This window comes from Collinsella sp. Sow4_E3 (assembly GCF_052116285.1).
Classification (GTDB): Bacteria; Actinomycetota; Coriobacteriia; order Coriobacteriales; family Coriobacteriaceae; genus Collinsella.
In genome coordinates this window covers 1-24926 of the sequence record NZ_JBQKLJ010000004.1, presented here as the reverse complement: position 1 = coordinate 24926, position 24926 = coordinate 1, and the positions used below count along the sequence as shown (strand labels likewise).

Here is a 24926-nt window from a genome sequence, read left to right as displayed (position 1 = left end):
GCGCAACCGCGCGCTAGATCAGGTCCTCCGCATCATCGAAGGCATCGGTGTCGTGGACACCGCAGAAACGGGAACCGGGACGGGCCTGGTTACGGCACTGGATGCCGTCCTCGGACACGTACTCGCAGCGACGGGCGTCGTCATCCTCCTCGTCACCGATCAGGTCGGCGGCAGGCTCCTCGTGAACGGGAACGTTCTTGAGGATGTCGGCGGCAAGGGTCTCGGACTTAATGTCGATGTGCCAGCCGGTCAGGCGTGCGGCCAGGCGGGCGTTCTGGCCCTCCTTGCCAATGGCGAGCGAAAGCTGGTCGTCGGGCACGATGACGCCGGCATAGGCCTTCTCCTCGTCGATAAGGACGCGAGTGACCTTGGCGGGCGACAGGGCGTTGGCGACGTAGACGGCCGGATCGGCATCCCACAGGATGACGTCGACGCGCTCACCGCGCAGCTCACCCACGACGGCGCGCACACGGCTGCCCTTGGGGCCGACGCAGGCGCCCACGGGATCCAGGCGGTCGTCGAGCGAGTGGACGGCGACCTTGGAGCGCTGGCCGGGCTCGCGGGCAATCGACTTGATCTGGACGGTGCCCTCATAGATCTCGGGCACCTCCTGCTCAAACAGACGACGCATGAGCTCGGGGTGGGTACGCGAGATAACGATCGGCGGACGGCTGTGCTCGCCGCGAACCGGCGGAAGCGTGGAGTTGGGGTCGCGAACGTCAATGATCACGGCCTTGATGTGCTGGTTGTGCAGATAGCGCTCGCCCATGGGGCGCTCGTTGCGCTCGTTCTCGTAGCGGCGCTGATCAAAGTGCGGAAGCTCGGCCTCGACGCCTTCGCGGATCTTGACGATCGTAAAGTCGGGTGTGGACTGCAGTACGGTACCGCTGATGAGGTCGCCGATACGACCGGAGAACTCCTCGTAGATCTGCTCGCGGGCGGAGTTGCGCACGATGGCGTTGATCTCGGCCTTGGCGTGCTGGGCGGCGATGCGGCTGGTGTTCTTGGGGGTGACGTCGATCTCCTCGAACTCGGTGAAGTTGCCCTCCTCGTCCATGGAATCGTCGATCGGCTCCAGGCGGTAGACATAGATCTTGCCGGTGGTGCGGTCGATGGTCACCTTGGCGCCCCACTCAAGATGCAGGATCTCGGCATAGCTCTTGGCGAGCGACTGCTCCAGGCGGTCGATCAGGTAGAGCTGGTCGATGTGCTTCTCCTGGCAAAGCTCCATCAGGGCGGACATCATGTCGGATGCTGCCATGTTAGTTTCCTTCCTTCGCGGGCTTGAAGTCATAGACGGGCTTCAACTTGCACTTTTTAACATCGGAAAAATCGAGGGTGACAGACTCGCCGTCCTCGAGCTCGAGGGTTACGTTGGTCTCGGTCGCGGCGGCAATCTTGCCGGAGTACTTGCGACGGCCCTCGGTGGCGGTGGAGGAAAGCTCGCAGTCCTCGCCCACAAAGCGGGCAAAGTCACGCGGACGGCGCAGCGGGCGCGCCATACCCGGGCTCGACACCTCGAGCGTATAGCTCGAAGAGATGGGGTCGAGCTCCTCAATCACGTCGCCGACCCACTTGGTGTTGGCCGTGACGTCGTTGAGCGACAGGCTCTGACCCTCGGCACCCTCGATACGCACACGCACGCAGGGGGCCTTGGTGGCACCCACGAGCTCAACGTCGACAATATCGACATCGTGCTGGGGAGCGACGGCCTCGAGCGCGTCGATGATCGCCTGCTCGATCTTGGTCTTGACCATTGCGGCACCTCCATCCATACAAAAAAGAAGCGGGGCCGAAACCCCACTTCTTTCAATTACAACTTCATTTGCAAGCAAACTATACCAATACCTGCGAAAACGTGCAACCATAGCACAAACCCGCAGGTCAGCGTGAGCACAGGTTCTCCACAAGAAATGGATAATTGGATGTAGTCGCAAGTATCCATATCCAAAAAGAGGGACGACCCAGCCGGATCGTCCCTCGTCTATTGTGCATCAACTATATGCGCGAGGTTTACTTAACCACCAGGTTGACCAGCTTGCCGGGCACGCAGATGGCCTTGACGACCGTCTTGCCCTCGAGCCACTTGGCAACAGCGGCCTCGGCGGCAGCCTGCATCTCCTCGTTGGAGGCATCGCGGGCCACATCGATGCGGCCGCGGACCTTACCGAGCACCTGGACGACGATCTGCACCGTGTCCTCGATGGACTCGGCCAGGTCAAACTCGGGCCAGGCGGCGGTGTAGGCGTTGCCCTCGCAGCCGAGTGCCTCGTGCCACAGCTCATCGGCCCAGAACGGGCAGATGGGGGCAAGGACGCTCACGATGTCCTTGGCCACGCCGTAGCACAGTGCCTTGTCGCGCGATGCGCCCTCGGTGGCGTTGAGGTAGGCGCTCGCCGCGTTGACGAGCTCCATGACGGCCGAGATCGCGGTGTTAAACTGGCCGCGATCGAAGTCCTCGGTGCACTTGGCGATGGTGCGGTGACGCTCGCGATAGAGCTTCATCGCGGTCTCGTCGAGCACGGACTTGTCGAAGGCAACGTTGGCATCACCCGACTGGACAAGCTGCCACACGATACGCCAGGCGCGCTTGATAAAGCGGTTGGCACCCTCGACGGCCTTGGGATCCCAGTCAAAGTCCTTCTCGGGCGGGGCGATAAACAGGATCGCCAGACGCATGGTGTCGGCGCCGTAGGGCTCGATAACCGAGCTCGGGGGTACGACGTTGCCCTTGGACTTGGACATGGTGTCGCCGTTCTCGTCCTTGACCATGCCCTGGCACAGCAGGTTGGTAAAGGGCTCGTCCACGCTGAGCAGACCCAGGTCGCGCAGCGCCTTGGTAAAGAAGCGGCTGTAGAGCAGGTGCAAAATGGCGTGCTCGATGCCGCCGATGTAGTTATCGACGGGCATCCAACGGTCTGCCGCCTCGCGGGAGAAGGGCAGCTCGGTGTTGTGCGGGTCGGTATAGCGCAGGTAATACCAGCTGGAGCAGGTGAAGGTGTCCATGGTATCGGTCTCGCGCTTGGCCGGGCGGCCGCAGACCGGGCAGGTGGTCTCGTAGAAGTCCTTGCACTCGGCGAGGGTCTCGCCGGCGCCCAGGTCCAGGTTCTCGGGCAGCGTCACCGGCAGCTGGTCCTCGGGCACGGGCACAATGCCGCAGTGCTCGCAATGGATGGCCGGGATGGGGTTGCCCCAATAGCGCTGACGGCTGATGAGCCAGTCGCGCAGGCGGAACTCGACCTTACGACGACCGCAGCCCATGGCCTCGAGGTCGGCCACGATGGCAGCCTCGCCCTCGGAGTGCTTACCGCCGCGCATGCCGGTGTACTTGCCGGACTGGACGAGCGTGCCCTCGGCAGCGTGGGCGCAATCCCAGTCGACGGTCTCGGCATGGAAGGTATCGATGGTCTCGCCACTGGCCTCGACGGCAGCGCGGTCGTCATCGTCCAGGATGATCGGGACGATCGGGAGGTCGTACTTGCGGGCAAACTCAAAGTCGCGCTGGTCACCGCAGGGAACGGCCATGACGGCGCCGGTGCCGTAATCGGCAACGACATAGTCGGCAACCCACACGGGAACCTTCTCGCCGTTGACGGGGTTAACCACGTAGCGGCCCGTAAAAGCACCGTGCTTCTCGAGGGTGCCCTGGGCACGCTCGACGGCAGAGATATGCTTGGAGTCCTCGACGATCTTGGTCACGGCCTCCTCGTACTCCGTGCCCTCGACGAGCTCGTGCAGACGAGCGTACTCGGGAGCCAGGACAAAGAAGGAGACGCCAAAGAGCGTGTCGGCACGTGTGGTGAAGACGGTGATCTTGCCCTCGTCGCCCTCGATGGGATCGCCGTTGGCATCACACAGGGTAAAGTCGACCTCGGCGCCCTCGGAGCGGCCGATCCAGTTGGCCTGCATCTGCTTAACGCGCTCGGGCCAGCCGGGGAGCTTCTCCAGATCGTCGAGCAGCTCCTGGGAGTACTCGGTAATCTTGTAGTACCACTGCTCAAGGTCGCGCTTCTCGGGCTCGGTGCCGCAGCGCCAGCACTTGCCCTCGGTAACCTGCTCGTTGGCCAGAACGGTCTTGCAGTTGGGGCACCAGTTGACCGGGTTCTTCTTGCGGTAGACCAGGCCCTTTTCCCACATCTTCTCAAAGATCCACTGGCCCCAGCGGTAGTAGTCGGGGCTGCAGGTCTTGACCATGCGATCCAGATCGTAGGAGAAGCCCATGCGCTTCATCGTGGCGAGCGCCTGGTCCATGTTCTTATACGTCCAGGCGGCAGCCTGCGTGTTGTGCTTGATGGCGGCGTTCTCGGCGGGCAGGCCAAAGGCGTCAAAGCCAATGGGATGAAGCACGTCAAAGCCGCGCATGCGGGCCTGACGGGCCATGGCATCGCCGATGGTATAGTTGCGCGCGTGGCCCATGTGCAGGTCGCCCGAAGGATACGGGAACATCTCGAGCACGTACTTCTTGGGCTTGCTGGCGTCGGTGTCGACGGCAAAGAGGTTGGAGTCCTCCCAGGCCTTCATCCACTTGGACTCAATGGCCTGCGCGTCGTAGGCAGGGATCTCGTCCTTATGATCTGTGCAATCGCACATATCAGCTCCTTTAATCTTAGCTGGGGTCGGTCGGCTTGGCTTTATTCGCTACTGCGGACAGTCCTGCGCAAGACGAAGAGCACATTAAGTGCTCTTCTTTGCGTGCGGAACTTGTAGCGAACAAAGCCAAGCCGACCGACCCTAAGGTTAACTTGACTGATGATAGCAAATACGACAAGCGAGATGCCTGCGACTTGCAGGCATCTCGCTTTATCTTAATAACGAGGTTGGAACTCAACCTTTATGTGCGGCTCTTATCCTATCGATAAGACACAGACTGCTGCGAATCCTTGACGACTACGTCGTGGGCGCCGCCTTCGACGATCGAGGTCGAGCTCACCAGGGTCAGGCGTGCCTTTTCCTGGAGCTCGGGGATCGAGAGGGCACCGCAGTTGCACATCGTGGACTTGATCTTGTAGAGCGTGCCGCCCACGCCGTCCTTAAGGGAGCCGGCGTAGGGAACGTAGGAGTCGACGCCCTCGACAAAGCTGAGCTTCGCGGCGCCGCCCAGGTCGTAGCGCTGCCAGTTGCGGGCACGCGCAGAACCCTCGCCCCAGTACTCCTTCATGTACTGACCGTTGACGTTGACGCGCTCGGTCGGGCTCTCGTCAAAGCGGGCGAAGTAACGGCCCAGCATCATAAAGTCGGCACCCATGGCAAGGGCGAGCGTCATGTGGTAGTCGTAGACGATACCGCCGTCGGAGCACACGGGCACGTAGACGCCGGTCTCCTCGTAGTACTCGTCGCGAGCGCGGCAGACGTCGATCAGCGCGGTGGCCTGGCCACGGCCGATACCCTTGGTCTCGCGGGTAATGCAGATGGAACCGCCGCCGATACCCACCTTGATAAAGTCGGCACCGCAGTCGGCCAAAAAGCGGAAGCCCTCGGCGTCAACGACGTTGCCGGCACCGACCTTGACGTCCTCGCCGTAGTTGGCGCGAATCCACTCGATGGTGCGCTTCTGCCACTCGCTGAAGCCCTCGGAAGAGTCGATGCACAGGACATCGGCACCGGCCTCGATGAGCAGCGGCACGCGCTCGGCATAGTCGCGAGTGTTGATGCCGGCGCCGACCATGTAGCGCTTGTCGCCGTCGAGCAGCTCGTTGGGGTTGGTCTTGTGGCTGTCGTAGTCCTTGCGGAAGACGATGCCCATGAGGTGATCGTTGTCGTCGACGATGGGCAGGGCGTTGAGCTTGTTGTCCCAGATGACGTCGTTGGCAACCTTGAGGCTGATGTTCTTGTCGCCCACGATGAGCTGCTCACGCGGGGTCATGAACTCGGAGACCTTCTTTTGGTGGTCATCGCGGCTGGGGCGATAGTCACGGCTGGTGACGATACCCAGGAGTTTGCCCTTGGGAGTGCCGTCGTCGGTGACCGGCATGGTGGAGTGACCGGTCTTCTCCTTGAGCTCGATGACCTGCTCCATGGTCATGTCGGGGGTCAGCGTGGAATCGGACTGGACAAAGCCGGCCTTGTGATCCTTGACGGCCTTGACCATGGCGGCCTCGGACTCGGGGGTCTGGGAACCGTAAATGAAGGACAGGCCACCCTCGGTAGCAAGCGCGACACCCATGTCGACGCCCGAGACGGACTGCATGATGGCGGAAACCATGGGGATGTTCAGGGTGATTGCCGGCTTCTCGCCGCGCTTAAAGCGGGTTAGCGGCGTCTTAAGAGAGACGTTGTTGGGGATGCACTGCGAGGACGAATAACCAGGGACCAGCAGATACTCCGAAAACGTGTGGGACTCAACGGGAAAGAACGTAGCCATGTTTCTCCTTTTTCCATGCGACCGGTCGGCTGCAGGCCTCGTAGGACCCAGCCCAACCTTGGGCGCCCAATACTGGGCAAGTATCTTAACGCACTTTGACTGCTACAATGCATGATTTAAGAAGAGCACACGAGGGTTTAACGCAGGCTTTGCGTTTGCCCAGCAGACACTTTAGCGGAGAGACGTGGAGCGCATGGAGTACAAGACGACGGCAAAACTGGTCATTCAGTCGTGCGACAAAGATCTGCCGGGCGTGTTCGGCCACGGCTGCGTCTTGCTGCTGCAGGGTATCGCCCGCGAACACTCGATCAACCGTGCCGCCAAGAGCATGGGCATGGCCTATTCCAAGGCATGGCGCATTGTGAACGAGGCCGAGGGGCAGCTGGGGTGCAAGCTCATCGAGCGCGACGGCGCCCGCGGGAGCTCGCTCACCCCCGCCGGCGAGCGAGCTATAGCGGCCTACGAGGAGCTGCAGGCCGACATAAACCAGGTCATAGCCGCAAGGGCCAACGACCTGATCGACACCATCAAAGAGTAGCTAATTTGGGACGGGGCTTTTTTAGCTACCCATCCAGAGCATTCTTAACTCATAGCCAAAAATTGACATTGGGTAGCTAAAAAAGCCCCGTCCCAAATTAGCTACTGTCGGAGGGCGTTATCGAGGGCGGCGGCTACCGTCAGGGGATCGTCGGTGCCGGCGAAGAGGCGGATGGTGTCCCCCTGCTTGCCACGTGGGGCCGAAAGACGCGTCGTTGCACCGCCGGCGAACGATGTGCGAAACTCCCCCGGCAAAGCGTCGAACAACTCTCCCGCGCTACGCTCGATAAGGTCAAACTCAACTGCCGGGCCAAAGCCATGCTCGAGGATTCCCGTTGCAACCGCATGGTCAGGATGCGAGCTCAGCCCGGGATAGCGCACGTTGCGCACCATCTCGTTCGCGGCCAGATACTCGGCCAGCGCACGGGCGCGGTCGAAATGCGCCTGCATGCGAGCGTTAAGCGAGGAAAGCCCGCGCTCCAGCACGTCGGCCTCCTCAGCAGAAAGATCGAGCGCCGACGCACCGCAGCCCGCAAACAACGCATGCGCGCACTCAGCCGCGGCATCCACACGATGGCGCTTGAGCTGCGATCGCGCCACCGAAGCGGCAACGAGCTTACGCGGGGCCTTACCGGCACACACGCGGTCGAGTGCCTCGAGCGACAGCACGGCGCCCAAGCTCAGCGGATTGCAGCCAAAAGCCGACGCCACCGTGTTATCCACCACGAGCAGCGCATGGACCTCGCGAGCCGCCCGACCCAGAGCGCGCAAATCGGGCACACGAAGGCCATGCCCGCCGATGGAGTTGACGAACCACCACAGGTGCGGCCCCTCGGCATCAAGCGAAGCATCAAAGCCCTCGGACGCAGCAGCAAACGCCTCGGCGGACGGCGAGCCCACCAGCACGACATCGCAGCCCTCAAAGCCGCAAGCAAACGCTTCGGCAAAGTCATCCGCAAAGGCCACCAGGCGATCGCCGGGGCGCACAATCCCCAGAAGCGAAAGCGCCGCCGGCACATGCGAGGCTGCAACCAGTCGCGCCTCGCGCGCGCCAGCCCTTGCAGCCCAGGCCTCTTCTAGCTGTTGTGCGTCCACGTGACACCGTCCCTTCAAAACAAAAGCCCACGATGCGGATGTTTCCCCAATCTACTCGATAGGGTTCTAGCCGTGGTATTCGCCGTTGTATTGGATGAGCGTTAGGTCCTCCACGCCATCGAGGGCACGGATGGCGTCTGCATAGGGCATATCCACACCGTCAGAGAACACCTCGACGGCCATCTCCACCTTGTCGCCGCGCATAGTCTTGGACTTAACGGTGAACTTGGTGCGCCCAAACGCGCGCACGATATCGTCGCCAGCGGTCTGGCCCGTGTAGTGAATGACCATCATGTACACGCGCGACTTGTCCTGGCGGCTCGCAAAGCCGGCGATCATCAGCATGATCACTGCTGCCGTGAGCCCCACGAGTGCATACATGCCGGCTCCCGCCGTAATGCCCGTGGTAATGGACCAAAACAGATACAGCAGGTCGAGCGGGTCCTTGACCGCCGTACGGTAGCGGACGATGGACAGAGCACCGACCATACCGAGCGAGATGACCACGTTTGTCGAGATCGCGAGCGTGACCATGCAGGTGAGCACGCACATGCCCACGAGCGTCACGGCAAAGCTACGCGAATACACCACGCCGGTAAAAAAGCGCTTGTACACGTAATAGATCAGGATTCCCATGGCGAGCGCCACGAGCAGCGACAGGCCGATCTTGGCAGGGTCGACCTGACCAAACGCCTCCAAGACGGAGTTCTTAAAAAAGTCCCTGGTGCTCATGGTCTAAATATCCCCTCGGTTCTCAAAATCCGATTCCCAGTAGTCAAAACCGCGCAGGTAGGCGGTCTTTTCGTAACACAGGCAGTACTTGGAGACCGCCGTAAGCTCGGCCGCGCCCGGCGGCACCATATCGCGCACCAGCTGCGGACAAAACTCGGTAAACTTGACCTCCATCACCAGCTTGCCGGGCTCCAGCACGGGCAGCGCGGGCAAGGTCGCGTCAAAGATGTCAAAGCTACCCACCGCGGCACGCACGTTCATGTCAAACGTAATGCGCACGGTGCCCTCATCCATCACCCACGGCTCGCGCTCGTAGTCCACGATGGTCCGCGGGCGCATCATGTTGCAGATACACTCGATGTAGAACTCGCGGCAGAGTTGGTGCGGGCTCCTCAGCAAAAAGCCGTAGTCGCCAGCCAGGATCTGCTCAAACTCGCCGCGCGTGAGCGGCGCGTCCTCCTTGTAGATCCAACTGCCGTACTTCTTTTTGCGCTCGAGCTTAATCACCCTGTCGCTGCCGTTATAGATGCGCACGCGATACTTTTTGCGCATGAGAATACCGGCGTCTTTTTCCTCGTAGGCCGAGTTGCAGTAGTCGTCAAAGTACAGGCTGCGAATGGTGTAACCACCCGAGCGCGCATGCTTGTCCAGTTTAAAAACCGGCGCCATGCGACAGGCAAGCGCGGCGTGCTCGCCCTCGTTAATGAGATATTTGAGCTCGTGGCGATAACGCTCCTGCGTGGCACGCGCAGGCGGGGCCGCCAGGCGCTCAAGCAACGCGCTAGCCCTCCTCATACGTGTCCTCCACGACCTTACCGCCGTCTTGCACGTAAAAGCACTTCATGCCGTACTGCTTGCCATCGTCGGTCACATAGCAGTCAAACGCATCTTGCGTATAGCCGTCGGAGTTGGTGGCACGCACGCGCACAAAGTACTGACCGGTATCGGGCGCATCGCACGTTACCTCCGGCAGCAGCACGTCCTCGGCCTTAAAAAGCACGTCATTGATGGCGTAGTCGCGCGCAAGCTCCACGGTATAGCGAATATCGCGCGCCTCAAAGTCGTACGCGGCATCCCAGTTCACACGCAACTTGCCGTTTTCAATCTGCGGCACGCCAATGTAGAACGGCATGGGCTTTTTATAGCTTTCGCAATAGCTCTTGTAGTTCTCCTCGATCTCGGAGGGAATCGCCGCGGCGATCTGCTCGTATTGGTCCTTGGTGACAGGCAGATTGTCGATATCGGGCGAGGCAAAGACCAGGGATTCGGTAACCTCACGGTAGTGCTTGATCATCCTGGCCAGACGTTCCTCGGTCAAATACGAGCGCAAGTCCTTGACGGCACGGTCGAGTTCGCTGCGGAACGACTTACTGCGCAACGCGCGGTTAAACAGCACGTTGCCCCAGTAGTTGCTCACGCCGCGCTCCCAGTTCACAAAGTCCGAGAACCCCTTCAGGCTCAGCTCAAGCTTACGCAGCATGCTGTCGTTATCCCAAGCCAAAAAGTACCAGGTATTTGAGTTGAGCGGGCTGTACAGATAGCAGTTACGGCTCTGCGTATCGCAGTTGCCCGTCAGGATCTGAAACGCCAGCCAATAGACCAGATTCTCGGTATCAAAGTAGGTCGCAAGCACGTCCTCGATCTTTTGAGTGTCATCGTTGAGCGCATCGAGCATCTCGATGAGCTTGGTGTGGTCCGAGTCGCCCTTAATCTCGAGCATGCTCTCAAAAGCCGCCTGGTTGTAATCGGGATCGTCGGCAAGCTTAATGATGTCCTCATAGCGACGGAACTCAAAGAAGTTCAACTTGTACAGGTGTCCATTCTTATCTAGGCCATGTGCCTTAAGCGCCGTCTTATTAAGCTGCTCTACCTGTGTAAACAGGCCGTAGTCCTCAAAGGTGTCGTTGGACTTTTCGGTCTGGTCGCACACCCACAGGTGCACAAACTGCGTGCGCAGGCCCATCATCTGGGGAATGCCACGGATCAGATCGTAGGCCATCTTGTTACGGAAGCGCAAGCCCTCGCCCATGTGCTTGTTAAGCGCAATCGCGCGCTGCTGGCGCCAGGTACCCTTGCCCTTTTTGAGCTCCACCTTGTAATTTTTCTGAGCATAACGGCTCGACGTCTGACCGCGCACTTGCACGGTAGCATTGGGCGCTTCCTCGCCATAGCCAACCTCGCCGGCAACTGGGCCGTCTTCGTCGCCCGCCTGCAAAAGGCCCATAACCTGATAGCGCGCCGCACCCATGTCGGCATAGTCGTACACCGAGTACGTGTTGATCTCGGCCCAGCTGTGGTCGGTGTTCTCGGAGCTGTTGCCGCGCGAGACCGTCAGGTACATGGTCACAATGCCCGAGTCGTCGTAGACCTCGTACAGTTCGTCCTTATCGCGCAGGTGCTTGGACTGGCCGGAGGCCTCGGCCTTGTTAATCTTGCCCTGCTTTTTGACCTTTTTGGTCGAGGAGTCTTCCTGCACCGAGCAGCCCGAAAGCAACAGCGCACCGGCAGCCGCTTCAATCAGGCGACGGCGAGACATCATCCTATCGGTCATCAGAACCTCCCCAAAGGTTGCGATACACACGGACCACCGTGCGTTCAAAAGCGCCGTGCGGCTCGCCCTTATGGCGGGCTTCCTCATAGCGCCGCTCGGCACGGTCGAGCCAGCGGCCCAGCTGTGTAAAGCGACCCGTCTTGTCGGTCGCCACCATGGGCTGTTGACTCAGAATACGATACGGCAAGTTGGCAGTATAGGTATCGAGCCGCATCAGCGCCACGATAAAAAACACCGCCGCACCCAACAAAAAGCCAAAGCCGTAAAACTGCTGCGGCAAGAGCAGCGACACGGCAGTCGCCAGCCCCGCCACACCGGCAAACAGGCCCGAGGCCAGCACGGCCCCCTTGTAGTCGGTAAAGTACAGCAAGATGAGCATCACCGTATTGCCCACGGCATACAGGCCATAGCCCACGCATAGCGTGCGAAAATACCCGTGCATAAGACTGTTAAAGCCCAGCGGCAGGGCCGAGAGCACCGTGGTCTCGAGCGAGATGACCGCCGCCGTCACAAACAGCTGCTTGAGCGCGCAAAAGCGCAGTTCGCTGTTGAGCGTGGAGAGCATCTCCTCCTCGGCCACCACAATATCGCCCACCACGCCACCGTCGTTGAACAGGCTGTAGTAGTCGCGGTAGCGCGGATAAAAGTTGACCTCGACCGAGACCACAAAGTTGACGGTCGTGACCAGGACCGTCAAAAACGCGATGAGCGCCGGTACATCGTGGTAGGGCGCGCCATAAAACAAGCCCTTGACCTGCACGCCAATGGGGCCGGCCCAAATAATTACCAGGTGCGCAAAGAGCCCCAGGTTGGTAAACAGGCCCGTGAGCGCCAGCGGCATAAACTGATCGAGCCAGCGCAAAAAGAGCCAGGGGCTGCGGTCGCTCTGCGGAAAATACCGGTACAGCAGCACCACGTCCCAGGCGAGCATGACGCCGTAGCCCAGGGCGATTGACGCCAGTAGGCCCTCGACCGGCGGCAGCCCCAAAGCCAGCGCGGCCAGGGCGCACAGGCACGCCACGCCAATGGCAGCCACAAAGCTGCACAGAATGCAACGGTAGTCCTTAATAGCGGTGAGGTAGTTCATGCCGTTCCAGTTGACGATCATAATGTTGAACAGCCACAGGCACAGCAGCCCCTGCAGCAGTGTGGCGCCCGAAAACAGCAAAAAGACGCCGTAGAGCGCCGTGCCCGTAACCAGCATGATGGCGTTGGAACCCCAAAACGAGGGCAAGACCTCTTCTTCGCGCTCGGCAAAGAGCATGTCCGCCAAAAAGCGCGTGACCGGCATGGAGAAAAAGCTTGTAAGCGTGAGCGACGCCAGCAGCGTATAGGTCACCATGCACACCAGCAGATCCTGGTTGGCGCGGCCCACACCCCACAGACCGCACAGCACCAAGATGCCCACCTGGAGCAGCACGCCCAGCAGCATGGGGCCCGTGCACACAATGCCGGCGTAGCCATAGGCGCGCATCGTGGCAAACAGACCCTTGCGCCTAAACAGGCGTTTGAGCTCAAAACCGATTCCGGCCACCGGCTACTCCCCCTCTCTGGGCAAATCATACGCACGCGCCGTCTCGTCGTACAGCGCGCGATAGTTGGCGAGCATCTGCTCGTGCAAAAAGTACGTGGCAACGCGACGCTGGCCGCGCTCCCCCATCTCGATACGGCGGGCACGGCTTGCGCACATGCGCTCCATGGCATCGGCCAAGCCCTTGCGATACATAGGCGGCGTCACAAATCCCGCCACGCCAAAGTCGTCGCCCGGGGCGCCTTCGAGCAGCTCACGGCAGCAGCCCACCTCGGTCGTCACGCAGGGACGACGCGCGGCAAGCGACTCCAGCACGCTGAGCGGCTGGCCCTCGGAGATGCTCGTCAAAATGGTAAAGTCCAGCTTTTCCATGTACTCGACCACGTTGACGCGGCCGGTAAAGATCAGGTCGCGCACGCCCAGGGTATCGACCAGCGCATGGCACTCGGCGCCGTACTCCTCGTCGTCCACGCCGCCCATGATATGCAGGCGCACCTTAGGGACGCGCTCGTGCAGCTCAAAGAAGGCATAGATCATGGTCTTGACGTCCTTAATGGGCGCCAGGCGCACCACCGCGCCAATGTCCACCCAGCCGTCATCGGGCTTTAAGGGAATGCCCTTAAAGCGGTCGAACTGGATGCCGTTGGGTATGACCAGGCATTTATCCGCGTCGCAGCCCATATCGATCTGCGTCTTGCGTGCATTGTGAAACAGGCTCGTCACGCGGAAGGCGCGGCGGTAGATCTCCTCCGAAAGCAGGTAGAAATAGCGAATCCAGCGGTCCTTAAACGACGGCACCACCCAATCGGCGCGAATGATCTCCTCCTCGCGCTCGCGGGTATAGATACCGTGCTCGGTGAGCAGCACCGGTGCATGGGAAACGCTAGAGCCCAGGCAAGCGAGCAGGCCGCCGTAGCCGGTCGAGATGGCGTGGTACACATCGGCCACCGGCACCTCACTGCCCAGCAGGTAGAGCACGGGCAGCAGCATAGAGCGCATGGTGTGGAATGCATCGGCAAAGGGCGTGTAGGGGTACTCTGTCAGACACACGTCGCGGAAAATATCCATAAACGTGCGGCTCTGCAAAAACGAGAGTGGATGCACGCGGCGACGCTGGAAGATATCGAACAGCACGTCCCAATCCGGATTGGAAAGCGACACCAGGCGGCGCAGCGCCTCGCGCTCGCGGTCGTTAAAGTCCACCTCTTCCTGCTCGCCCGAAAGATGCAGAGCGTCGTCCAGAAACACCTCGTGTACCTCGACCACGTTGCCGGGCAGCTCGTAGACAAACTTGCCGCGGTCGGCCGCATGCGCGCCAATCACCCATAGCACAAACTCGTGCTCGGGCATAGCGGTAATGTAGCCGTGCATCCAGCTAGATACGCCGCCGTACACATAGGGGTAGCAGCCCTCGAGCACCAAACAGATTCTCATTGACCGCTACCCTCCTTGCGCGCAATGGTCACCGTCTTGTCCGTGGCTTTGACCAGGTACAGGTCGCCCGTCAGATGCGTAATCTCGCCACCCGTGACTGAACCCGGCTCACCGTTGTTGGCGCGGAACATGAGCCACGCCTCGTCGTGGAAATTGCCCAGACTAAGCGTCCAGGCATCCGCGCTGGTATCCACATCCACCGTCACCGACGAAAAGCGCTGAATGGCGCCCGAGCACTCCGATGCCGTCTGGTGGCGCAGGTCGGGTGCGGACGTGGTCAACCAGTCCAGGTAGTCAGTTAGGCCGCCCTTATAGACCTTCCAGCCCTCCTTGGCGCCGCGATCGGGATCGAGCATATCGTCCGGGTTAATAAAGTGCGTGCTCACATAGTGCATGTTGAGCTCGGACACGGCGGCCAGACGCATGTAGGTATCGTCGACCATGCCGCCCGAGACTATACGAGGCTGCTCCACGATGCCATCGCTCGACACACCAAACTCCTGCACGTACGGAAGGTCGGTGCCGTCCTCAAAATAAGTACTGGCGATGGTCTTAATGCGCGGAACATCGGTGCCGATAAGCTTGCGCGCACGGGCCGAAAGGATATTTGACGGCGGCACGTAGACCGATCCCTGCGCGTTGGGCAGCACCTCGTCCTGAAAGGCGATAAGCTCATTAAGCGATGCAACAAGCGTCTCCTTGTTCTTCCACGTCTTGTAGTCGTACAGCGTGCCATAGTCGGTATCCCAGAGCGCCAGCGGCTGATGGTTGTAGCCGCAAAAGCCCAGCTCTCCGCCCATTTGCAGCAGCATGCCGCCAAAATAGCGGAACTGTGCTGTATCCGCCTGACGCACGGGCTCGGTCTGGTTGACAGCGGCCTCGTAGTTCTCGATCATCGCGCCCGTGTAGCGAATGTCGTATTTTTGCGCGAGCTTTTGCAGATCGGGCCACCAGACCTTGGCATAAAAGTCGGCGACGGAAAGCCCGTAGTCGCGTTTAATATAGGAGCTGTCGCCCGAAGGCACGGGGCTGGGAAAGTCGTCCAGGTAGAACACGGCGCCATTGATGACCGGATATGCCGTGGCATCGCCCAAAAGGCTGATTGCCGCAGCGTAAAAGCCACGCATGACCTTGCTGTAAATGCCAAAGTTGCACACCACGGTATGTCCGCTGCCGCAATCGCTCGACCAAACAAGGGGCGTACCCGTATCGCCGGTTTTGGCCCACACGTGCGCCGTCTCGCGCAGCGAAACCAGCAGTGACGATTTAAAGGGGTCCGATAACTCGTAGCGCTGGCCACCACCGATCATAAAGTCCTTGCTCGGGACGATACTTTCTGCCGTGGTGTACTCATATCCAACGGTATCGATGCCAAACTTGGGTGCAACGGCTTGCATATAGCCGGAGTTCTCCGGCGTCATACCCAGCATGAGCGAGCCGCCGGCATTCACCCAGCTCATCAGGTCGGTGAGGTGCGTGCCCAGCGCATCGAGGGATGGCATAAGCACAATCACGCGGTCAAACGACGTGAGTGAGGGAATCGCATCCGCGCCGTCCAGGGCAAGGTCCACGTCGCGGTGCGCGATCTTCATGTCGAGCAGAATCTGGTCGAACTGCTCCTTTACGTCCTCGACGCCCGTCTGATCGGAATCGGTAATGACCAGGCACGTGGGCTTTTGACCAAATATTGCCGAGGAGGCCGGCACCGCATCGTTGGCGGCAAGCATCCCCAGCTTATGCTGGCCCGCACTGTACTGCACGCCGGCACGCTCCACCAGCAGCACGGCGGCCATGGCAATAAAGACCGCCCACACCACGAGCAGGCCCATCCAGCGAAAATGGCCCGCACGGTCGCGGATATGCTGCACCACGCTCATCGGGCCTCCTCCCCGTCGCGCCAAAAAGCCAGCTCCTCGCGGTTGGCGGCGCTCAAGTACACATGCTGTTTGTCGATCGCATCGATCACGCGGTGGACCTCGTCACCGTCGCGGCGCATCACGGCCAGGCGCAGGCAAAGCATCCAAACCTCCTGCTCCTCGGGCGCGTCGAGCACGAGCTGGTCGGTCACGGCCTGCGCCTCGTCGATCTGGTCGACATCGGCCAGCGCCGCGGCATACCGAATACGCAGCTCAAAGGTGTCCTCGCGCTCGCAGCGGCGCGCAAGCAGACGTGCGTACTGTTGACGCTGAATCCGAGCCACGCGCCCCTCAGCCAAACCCGAGTCTAAATACTCACCAAGAAAATCGCAGTATTCGTTGAGGTTTTGCGCGCTCGGGTCGGTCTTAAAGGCGCGCTCCAGCTGCTGCAGTTTAAGGTCGGACTCCTTGGAGATCTGCGCCACCGCCGTCGCGGCATAGTGCGCCACTTCAACGTCGTCGTTCAGCTTAGCCGCCTGCAGCTGCGCCAGATACGCATCGGGCTCCTCGGTAAGCATGGAGAGCATGAGGCGGCGCCGGTCTGCCGGGTCGTTGACGATGAGCGCCTCCTCGAGCGGGATCACGCCCGCATCGGCTTCACGGTCGTGCACCAAGATGCTGCGATGCAGCTCGTCGTTAATGCGCAGCGACTCTAGCGTGGCGTCCTTAAGGTCCGTGCCAAACACGGCGCTACGCGTGATAAGCAGCACCACCAGCAGCGGTCCCCACAACGGCACGAGTACCATCACGGCCAGCATATGCCCGCGCACCGGCAGCAGGCCCAACTTCATAAGCGTCCACAACACCAGGCAAACCAGCGCATGAATCAGCAGCAAGACGGCAGCAACGACAAGCGAGATCAAGCGACATCCCCCTCACCGTCACCGGTGTCAGCGATGTGCTGCAGAAGCGCCACGATGTCCTCGCCGTCGACGGGCTCCACCGCAATCCGCTTCGCGCTCAGGCGCTCGCGGATAATGGGGAGGTCGCACGCCTTTGCCTGGCGCATAAGCAGGTAAAGCACGTCACCGTCGACCAGGCCCGCCGCATCGCTCTCGCGGATTGCCGACCCAATTGCGCCCACCAGCTCGCCGACAGGCTCCATGCCCGGCACCACGCGCAGGAGCAAAAAGCTGCCCATCTTGCCATCCGACAGCGCCTGCTCGGCCGCGAGCTCTTGACCAAAGGCCGCCTGCTTGAGCACGCACGTGCCATCGACGCAGCGTTTATCCTGCGCCACCGCCTCATAGTCAAAGGCACGGCCCAGCGCGCTTTCGACCAGGCCGCACAAGATGCGGAACAGGTTTTGGTAATAGAGCGTCATTTGGTTCTCGGCCGCACGACGCACAAAAATCAACACGGCGGGCGCCCCGTCACGCTCGATCGTATATCCAAACATGGGAAGCCCCGGCGTCAGCTCGCGATTGACCCACAGGTTCGAACGACCCCCGCCGCCCAAAAGGGGTGCAAGTTGCTCAAGCGTGAGCGAGCGCATGGCGTCTTCGGCAATCACGGGACTCGCCGCCACCAGACGTGCAAACGCCCCGCCCGAAACGTGGTAGATCGTCACCGAATTGTTTTCGAGAATCTCACCCATGAGCTCACAGCACTTGCGGTAGATGTCGCGCGGGTTGAGCACGTCGAGCTCTTGCGTCACGGCAAAGATCTTGCCAAAGCTATCGTGACGCCCCACAATCTGGCGCTTGTAGGTGCGCTTGTCCTCGATAGCATCGTGATAGAGCTGCGTGAGGAACGTATTGCGATTACGCACGAGCTCGTTTTGGTCGCGCTCCACCTTAATGGCCTCGTTGTTGCGCAGCTGCACGTAGCCGCATACGGCACCCACCACAAAGTACGCGATAAACGGCAGCCAGTTGGACGGCTCGTAAAAGAGGCCCTGGAAGGTATAGCCATACTGGGTAAAGTAGCTCACAGCCAAACCCACCGATGCCAGCAGCGCCGCAGCCAGACCAAAGTCCAAGCCATACAGCGTGCCGATGAGCACGACGTAGAGCAGGCGATAATCGAGCACGTTGAGCTGGGCAGATTGCGAGAACAAATACTCCAGCACCTCGAACAGGACCCAGGCGACGCCCGTCTCCAGGCATTTAATAGGCAGCGTGTGCATCTGGATGCGGTCGATAGCGGAGCGCAAGGGGTTGACCTTCCCTGCGCGGCCCGCATCCCAGCGAGCATGAATGGTCGAAAGATCACGAAACGGGTCGTAGCGCTGAAACCAGCCATAGCGAACGCGAACGATGTCGCTGACGGACAGGGCATAGCCGGCAGAATCGCCATAGGCAACTGAGAGCCCTGGGAACAGCGCCTTGAGGGCCTCGCCCACCTCACCTGACGTGTGATGAAAGGTATCGGCAACGTCGAGCGTCTCAAAGGAGGCATCCCAGCTGTCAAAGATGCGATGCACCAGCACCGCGAGCTCCTCGGCACACAGCAGCGGAAACGGCGCGTCCTCCGCGCCCTGCAAAGCGACCGATCCGGTTGAGCACGCGTCGAACAGCGGCACCAAAAACGGATCATCCAGCGCGGCAGACGCGGTATACAGGAACGGCACGCGCAGGATCTTGGTTTGAACGCCCTCGCAAGCAGCGTAGTAGCGGCACAGGTCGTTGGCTGCGCGCGCGATAATGCCCTTGCCCGTTCGCCCCATGGTATCGGCGGCACCCGCGGCACCCACGGGCCCCGCTACATACAGCAGCTGGACCCGGCGACCCGCGCACGCACGAAAGACCGAGCGCAGCAGCTCGATATCGCCCACGATATCGGTATGCGGGGTAAGGTAATTGGATAGGTAGACCACCCGGTCGAACTCGTAGGCCTGCTCCAAGTGCTGGATGAGCTCATTCCACGAGGCATGGGGCGACGATTCATCGCGGCGCGCTTCCGCGGCAGCGACGACCTTAACATGGTCCCCGGGGAACGCCTTGGCACAAAAGTCATCGTCAACATATGCGGTGTTGCCAACAACCAGCACCTCCATGGCGCACCCCTCCCCTTAATTCCATATTTGCCATAGTCAAACATGCGTATTGTACGCCGTCAACGCGAGCCGGGACGCCTTTAAGGCAGTTTTAAGAACATCTTCAGAGGATGTGGGGGCGACGAGGGTGCTGAATGAGCGCCCAATCGGGGGTGCGGTGAAAAACCGAGATCTGCCGACCAGACCCGGTTTTAGGCAGCAGCGGCCTGCGGTTTTGTTGCCTAAAATCGGGCTATGCTCGGCGAGTTTCGATTTTTCTCCGCACTTCTCCTACGCACAGGATTTGCAATAGCGCATCACAATCCGCCAATCGCCCTAACCGGAAAGCCAATCCACAGACTCGACTAGCCAACCAGATACGGCCCGATTACATCGAATATTTCGCCCACCTTGGTTGCAGGGTTTTGCGAAGATGGCTTAACGTTACCCAGCCCCCTATGGTATGTGACGAGGCGCCCAGCACGCTGCAACGCCTCGCCTCGTTTGCCGTCCACCACGTCGAACAGCCCTGCCAAGTTCTTGCGGTACTCTATGCCCAGGTCTTTAGACATCGCTTGAGCGAGGCTACGCTGGCACTCTGCGGCCGACATGGGGGCGGTTGTATAACGAAAGTGCAGAAGCGGCCACAGCTCGAAGCAGGGGTTCGACCACAACGCGTGGAAGGTCCTCGAACCATCGGAGAGCTCGTTGCACTTGCACTCCATCGCATCAAAGTCGGACGCAGGGAAGTCATCCTTGTCATACACAAGCCACACGTGGTCGAACGTCTCGGGGGCATAGCGGCAGTGTTCGACAGCGAAGTCAAGCAGGTCGAGCGTGTGTTTGCCCGTTCCCTTAACGATAACGGCAACCTAGCGTTCGTTTGCCGCGCACAAAGCAGCACGCACGCCCTCGAAGTAGCGAGGCTCAGTCTCCTTGCCCTCGGTCACCACGAGGTGGCGCGTCATCTGCACCATGCGCGGGCGAACCTCGCGTTTGCCACTACGCCAGACCTTCGACTTCTTCGCCGCCATGTTAATCCCACTCCTCGATGCGGGTGAGATACGGGTCGGCACCGTAACGACCAGACAGGTACTGCTTATCGAAAGCAGCGTTCTTGCTAACCAAGTTGCCATTAGCCTCGTGGATGTCGGCGAGCGACCACAGTTGGCTCGCCTCCCCCTCGCCGCGTGCGGCAAACCATATCTCGTCGCGGCGGAACACGTCGTTTCGCATTGTGGATACGTCCTGGGACGAGAAGATGAGCTGCGCGCCGCTCTTGTTGACCTCAGGATCCTTAAACAGCAGAATCACATAGCGAAGAAGCTTCGGGTGCAGTTTGGCGTCAAGTTCGTCGACCACAACGGTAGCACCGCGCTCCAGCGCAGTCATCAGATATGCAGCTAGCCCCATGAGCTTCTGTGTGCCGGCTGACTCCTCAGAAAGGCGCAGCTCATAGCCCTTGCCGTCCACCTCGTGCCTCACAAAGACGCGCTGGCCGCGCCATTCCGGGGCCTTCTCCACCCTAAAGCCATCGATGCGTACGTCGACGGCGCGCAGAAAACGCGCGACCTCGGGCGACTCCGCCTCGTCTAGCAATTGCTCGAGCATCCGCTCCAGGTAAGAGCTGTTGTAGTTCAGGAACACGCCATCAAGAAACCAGCTGGCAGCCTCCTTGATCACCGGCGCGTCAAAGTTGATACAGAGGAACGACAGGTACGGCAGACTCGGGTTGAATCTCGCAGCCGTAACAAGTTTGCGCAGCGTGGGACCGAGCTCGACCTCAGCACCCTCGCGCTCGAACAACATTGCCGTACGCGAAGCTCCCAATTTACGCCGCCACAGCCCTTCGGACACGATCTCATCGGCGTGTACGGACAAGGCATAGCGGTACTCGTGGTCGCCAGCGCGGTAGTAGAGCTCGAACTCAGTGGGCTCGGCAGCAGACACGTCATCGAACCCGAACGCAGAACAACGGGGTATCGATGGACGATCACCCTCTGGTGCATCAGCGCTGGCGGATAGTAATCTGATCGGTCTGGCCACCGCCGAACGAACGTAGTCGAGAGCCTCAAGCAGGTTAGACTTGCCGCCGGCGTTGGGCCCGTACACCGCAGCCACCGGAAGGAAACTCTGCCCATCTGGACACTCGATGAGGGAACGATCAAACTCCTTCATCGGCGTCGCCTGCATGGAAAGCTCCGCCTCGTCGCGATAGGATCTATAGTTCCTGAAGGAAAACTGACAAAGCATTGTCCTCAACATTCCCTTCATTGTTTTAAAAAGGATATCAGAGTTTTTCTTTGATTATAGACTTTAAGTATGCTAAATCAAGCGCTTGCTGCAGCCGCGACAGCAGACGTAAAGTGTCAAACCACCCACACTCAAGCATTCCATTGCCTGAATGGCGCTTAGCCAGCACGTCAAACATTACATGCATGAAAAAAGGGCAACACTCTCTTGTCGAAAGCGTCACCCTTAAAGCTCCGGAAGAGCTTTTGTATTACAGGTCGATATCCTACACCATCTCAATGAGACGGAAGGGCACGTCTAGGCTGTCCGGCAAAAGTGCAGACAGACCATAAATACAATCTAGACGAAGGAAGCGGTAGCAGGCAACCGAGAGGCTAACGGTCACCGCAATCAAAAGAGCCCAAATAATGCAGCACGCCCTTCACTCGCGGAGCATTAGGGTCATCACCCAAGAAATGGACGCTGTAAGAAGGACATCCAACGTAAACATGAGTCTTACCGGTCTCGCAACAGAACAAAATATCGCCAGCGCTGTTCTGAGTCAGGGTATTGTAATTCGAATAGTACTCAAGCTCGTCTGACGGGGCTTCTCCCACAACGATCAGCCGAGGTTCCAACTTATCTAGCCATGTCTTAGGAACGCGACCGGACTTCCGACCATGATGCGGCGCAAAAAGAATATCCACAGGCGAGAGCTCAATGTCGTCTTCGATCGCCACCATGTAGTCATTCACCATGTCACCAAGCCAAAGTGCACGGACCCCTTCCTCAAGCGAGTAGAGAATCGCAGGACTAATATTATTGGGTTTATCAGAGCTTTCTGCATCCCGCAAAGCATCCTGGAAGGTCTCATTATTCTCATCAGGCCAGAGGACGCTAATCCCAGCAGAGCCGCGCTCACTATCAGAAACGTTCATCCATTTACGCTTACACCCCTTGTATATTTTGTAGGCGCAAGACGACCCCTTCAGATCTTTGTACTTTTTAAAACTCTCAGTCTCCGTGGACTTAGAGACATCATTGTCAACGTAATAAAAATTCGGAATGAGCTTAAGCTCATCAAGATACTCAATACCCTGAATATGATCTTGGTCCGGATGTGTGCTAATAAAACGCACTATACCCTTATTACCTGCAAGGTTTTTAATCTCATCAAGGATTTCCGACTTACGCTCATCGGTAATATTACAGTCAATCATGCTGAAGTTATCAGAATTGTGATTGATATAAAACATGTCGCCGTTACCAACGGACAGAGACTTAATCTCGCTCATGATTATCACCTTCCTCAAGATTGAAGTTGATTCGTTTTTCCACATACCGCTCTTGCTTGACCCAGGAAGCAACAAATAAGGCGACAAAAGAGCACAGCGCCGCAGGAAGCCAATGAGATTCCGGCAACAATGACGCAAGCAGGATAATGACGAGCAGAACACCAGCCCCCGCCAGGCTGCGATACATGTTTGAAATCATTAAGAGCTGCTCGACCTTTGGATCGCGTTTCTGAGCATACGCAAAGGCAGAATAGTCCCGCTTTCCGGTCGATTTCATTTTGCGGACCAACGGCTCAATGCAAAGAGAGCCAATCCGCGACGCAATAAGACCGAGAACATAACTCATCACAAATAGTGCGAGCCAGTTAGAGCAGTCAATACAACTGCCCATCGACATCTGGCTGACGGAATATGTTACAAGTGCGCCCGGAATGAGCACATTGAACAGATCGTACGCAGAGATTTTCCCAAGAATATTATCTAGATAGTTATTGGCCAAAATAACGCACCTCCAAGAATCCAAAAACCATCCCTCGAATTTTTTACGGACTAACCCGCCCTGCCACACAAGTGTCAGGTTCTTGAAAAAAAGCTATTTGGAAATGATTTGAACAAACTGGGGCGCATACTGCTGTTGACCAATAAGCGCACACGCCCCTATATAAACTTAGTGGACCATCAACATGGCCTCAATTTTGACAGCTATCCCATCCAGCTCCTTTCGAACAATTAAGTTGTAGTGGGGAAACGACGTTTCACGTTAGATTAATTGTAGCCGTAAACACAATCTATATCCTGTATTGTATTTTGAAACTGAACACAAGATGTTGTGTTTTAGCAGGTAGATACGATTAAAGTTTTGTAGCAAAATAAACAGAAATAAGCGAGCCGTCTGATCCACCCTAGAGGCAGCTTTGTTGACCTGCATAAATTCAAACTGGGCTACGCGTGTTTACACACGGTGAAAGCCCATACATATCGAATACCTGTTCCAAATTAACAAAAGATTTTGCTTGACCAACATGTTGAGACACTCGCTTATTGTCCGGTCGTCAGCCGCAATCAGCCTAGGCGGCAGCCTCGTAGGCTTTTCCCGGAAGGTCTCTGTGTCGAGTCTCGAAGAGGCGCAAGGCGCCCCCATGTTGAAGTTACCGCATCGCGCATAGTCAGCGAAGCGCGGGCGGGACGCCGCCGGGGACCAAATCGGGCCCGCCGCCCTCTCCCCTCCCCAACATTCCCCAGAAAGTTCGCTAATGTTGACTGGGGTTCCCGTAAAATAAACCGCAACAAAATATGTGCGGAGTGCTGGCCTGGAGCTGCCTTCGAACCCTATTGGCTGCTCACCGAGAGGCTCCGCTATGAAACGACCCCTTTACTACCTGCTCTGCGCGATCGCGTGCACGTCCATGGTCAGCGCGACGTTGCCCATGACAGCCATTGCGGAAGCCATCCAGCCTCGGACAACAGCCGAGCAGCAAGCGCAAGCCGACGCTACGAGCAGCGACACAGACAAGGCTGAAGACGGCACCAACACAAATACGGCATCAGATACCGAAGAGGACAGCACCGCAACATCCACCGGCACCAGCACAGCCGACACGGAAAACGCTGACGCCACCGCCGCCGCAACCAACACGGCCACCACAGCCCCCACCCCATCCCTCCGCGCCCAAACCAACGGCACGCCCGAGGCGATCTCCGTTGCAGCAGAAACCGGCTATGCCCACTCCGCCACGGCAAGCCAAAACGGCGTCACCTTCACCGTATCGTGGAACGACGCCCCCGCGGGCACCGCGACGACCTTCCACGTAACCCAAACCAACGGCTCGTCCCAGGCCAAGGCGCGCATGGACGTGCCCACCTATTGGGACGGCGGCAGCCAGGAAAGCGTCTGCGACCCGCCGCGCCAGGCATGGGCCAGCTACTACAGCCTTCGGGCCCGCGCTCGCGATCGGGCCCAAAGAATCCACGTGGGACCACAATTCACTTGCATGGAGCTAGCGAAGGTGCCTATCCCAAATCAGAAATGGTAAAACCAGCAGCAGTGCGATGCGGAGGGGCGCGGCCAGCAGGGTGGCCACGCCCGAGTTGATGCGCTCGCGAATTTCTTGGGAGCTCAAGAGATGAGCTCGTTCACGCGCTTTTGCACAGACGCATAGAGGCTTCCGAGCTTCTTTGAATAGCAGGGGCGGGGGGGGGGGGGGGGGGGGGGGGGGGCGGGGGGGCGGCGTCCCTGGAGGTGCGCTGGACACACACATACACTAA

At 59.2% G+C, this 24926-nt stretch carries 20 protein-coding genes; 2 read left to right on the top strand and 18 right to left on the bottom strand.

Annotated features, from left to right (window positions below):
* Positions 1 to 13: 13 nt before the first annotated feature.
* From nusA to ACTQ48_RS04065, 4 genes are all read right to left on the bottom strand, one after another.
* The gene (nusA, locus tag ACTQ48_RS04080) at positions 14 to 1261 is read right to left on the bottom strand and encodes a transcription termination factor NusA (RefSeq protein WP_154515419.1); all 1248 of its coding nucleotides are present in this window, start codon (positions 1259 to 1261) and stop codon (positions 14 to 16) included.
* A gap of 1 nt (position 1262) precedes the next feature.
* Complete coding sequence (gene rimP / locus ACTQ48_RS04075; protein WP_441068673.1) at positions 1263 to 1757, bottom strand: ribosome maturation factor RimP; 495 nt, start codon at positions 1755 to 1757, stop codon at positions 1263 to 1265.
* A gap of 256 nt (positions 1758 to 2013) precedes the next feature.
* Complete coding sequence (leuS, locus tag ACTQ48_RS04070) at positions 2014 to 4590, bottom strand: leucine--tRNA ligase (RefSeq protein WP_427747319.1); 2577 nt, start codon at positions 4588 to 4590, stop codon at positions 2014 to 2016.
* Between the two features lie 259 nt (positions 4591 to 4849).
* Entirely contained in the window at positions 4850 to 6361 is a 1512-nt protein-coding gene (locus ACTQ48_RS04065) for an IMP dehydrogenase (RefSeq protein WP_441570201.1), read from the bottom strand.
* A gap of 193 nt (positions 6362 to 6554) precedes the next feature.
* On the opposite strand from ACTQ48_RS04065, the gene ACTQ48_RS04060 reads away from it, so the two are divergent.
* A complete protein-coding gene (locus ACTQ48_RS04060) occupies positions 6555 to 6899 on the top strand; it encodes a winged helix-turn-helix domain-containing protein (protein ID WP_427794685.1) in 345 nt (114 codons plus the stop codon).
* A 101-nt stretch (positions 6900 to 7000) separates the two neighbouring features.
* Here the strand turns inward: ACTQ48_RS04060 and ACTQ48_RS04055 are convergent, their stop codons facing one another.
* The 14 genes from ACTQ48_RS04055 to ACTQ48_RS03990 all read right to left on the bottom strand — a co-directional run bounded on the left by ACTQ48_RS04055 (position 7001) and on the right by ACTQ48_RS03990 (position 23160).
* Complete coding sequence (locus ACTQ48_RS04055) at positions 7001 to 7993, bottom strand: PLP-dependent transferase (RefSeq protein ID WP_441570200.1); 993 nt, start codon at positions 7991 to 7993, stop codon at positions 7001 to 7003.
* 66 nt (positions 7994 to 8059) lie between these two features.
* Positions 8060 to 8725, bottom strand: a complete 666-nt coding sequence (locus ACTQ48_RS04050) for a DUF4956 domain-containing protein (RefSeq protein WP_441570199.1) — start codon at positions 8723 to 8725, stop codon at positions 8060 to 8062.
* Positions 8726 to 8728: 3 nt separating this feature from the next.
* On the bottom strand, positions 8729 to 9520 hold the full coding sequence (locus ACTQ48_RS04045; RefSeq protein WP_441570198.1) for a polyphosphate polymerase domain-containing protein: 792 nt from the start codon (positions 9518 to 9520) through the stop codon (positions 8729 to 8731).
* Positions 9507 to 11276, bottom strand: coding sequence for a CotH kinase family protein (locus tag ACTQ48_RS04040; protein ID WP_441570197.1), 1770 nt, complete (start codon positions 11274 to 11276; stop codon positions 9507 to 9509). Before ACTQ48_RS04040 ends, ACTQ48_RS04045 begins: the two co-directional genes overlap by 14 nt.
* Complete coding sequence (pelG, locus tag ACTQ48_RS04035) at positions 11266 to 12810, bottom strand: exopolysaccharide Pel transporter PelG (protein WP_441570196.1); 1545 nt, start codon at positions 12808 to 12810, stop codon at positions 11266 to 11268. The genes ACTQ48_RS04040 and pelG overlap by 11 nt, the downstream gene beginning before the upstream one ends.
* Before the next feature lie 3 nt (positions 12811 to 12813).
* Positions 12814 to 14241, bottom strand: a complete 1428-nt coding sequence (gene pelF / locus ACTQ48_RS04030) for a GT4 family glycosyltransferase PelF (RefSeq protein WP_441570195.1) — start codon at positions 14239 to 14241, stop codon at positions 12814 to 12816.
* Complete coding sequence (locus ACTQ48_RS04025; protein ID WP_441570194.1) at positions 14238 to 16118, bottom strand: DUF2194 domain-containing protein; 1881 nt, start codon at positions 16116 to 16118, stop codon at positions 14238 to 14240. The genes pelF and ACTQ48_RS04025 overlap by 4 nt, the downstream gene beginning before the upstream one ends.
* The gene (locus ACTQ48_RS04020; protein ID WP_441570193.1) at positions 16115 to 17020 is read right to left on the bottom strand and encodes a hypothetical protein; all 906 of its coding nucleotides are present in this window, start codon (positions 17018 to 17020) and stop codon (positions 16115 to 16117) included. Before ACTQ48_RS04020 ends, ACTQ48_RS04025 begins: the two co-directional genes overlap by 4 nt.
* Positions 17017 to 19155: a DUF4118 domain-containing protein gene (locus ACTQ48_RS04015; RefSeq protein WP_441570192.1), complete on the bottom strand. Its 2139-nt coding sequence runs from the start codon at positions 19153 to 19155 to the stop codon at positions 17017 to 17019. The genes ACTQ48_RS04020 and ACTQ48_RS04015 overlap by 4 nt, the downstream gene beginning before the upstream one ends.
* Before the next feature lie 344 nt (positions 19156 to 19499).
* On the bottom strand, positions 19500 to 19997 hold the full coding sequence (locus ACTQ48_RS04010; protein ID WP_441570252.1) for an RloB family protein: 498 nt from the start codon (positions 19995 to 19997) through the stop codon (positions 19500 to 19502).
* Between the two features lie 9 nt (positions 19998 to 20006).
* Positions 20007 to 20168 carry a hypothetical protein gene (locus ACTQ48_RS04005; protein ID WP_441570191.1) on the bottom strand — a complete coding sequence of 54 codons (162 nt, stop codon included), beginning with the start codon at positions 20166 to 20168 and terminating at the stop codon, positions 20007 to 20009.
* Position 20169: 1 nt separating this feature from the next.
* Complete coding sequence (locus ACTQ48_RS04000) at positions 20170 to 21312, bottom strand: AAA family ATPase (RefSeq protein WP_441570190.1); 1143 nt, start codon at positions 21310 to 21312, stop codon at positions 20170 to 20172.
* Between the two features lie 449 nt (positions 21313 to 21761).
* Positions 21762 to 22661 (bottom strand): hypothetical protein, encoded by a 900-nt coding sequence (locus ACTQ48_RS03995; protein WP_441570189.1) that lies wholly within the window; start codon positions 22659 to 22661, stop codon positions 21762 to 21764.
* Complete coding sequence (locus tag ACTQ48_RS03990) at positions 22648 to 23160, bottom strand: hypothetical protein (RefSeq protein ID WP_441570188.1); 513 nt, start codon at positions 23158 to 23160, stop codon at positions 22648 to 22650. The genes ACTQ48_RS03995 and ACTQ48_RS03990 overlap by 14 nt, the downstream gene beginning before the upstream one ends.
* 859 nt (positions 23161 to 24019) lie before the next feature.
* On the opposite strand from ACTQ48_RS03990, the gene ACTQ48_RS03985 reads away from it, so the two are divergent.
* The gene (locus tag ACTQ48_RS03985) at positions 24020 to 24694 is read left to right on the top strand and encodes a hypothetical protein (RefSeq protein ID WP_441570187.1); all 675 of its coding nucleotides are present in this window, start codon (positions 24020 to 24022) and stop codon (positions 24692 to 24694) included.
* The last annotated feature ends 232 nt before the right edge of the window (positions 24695 to 24926 follow it).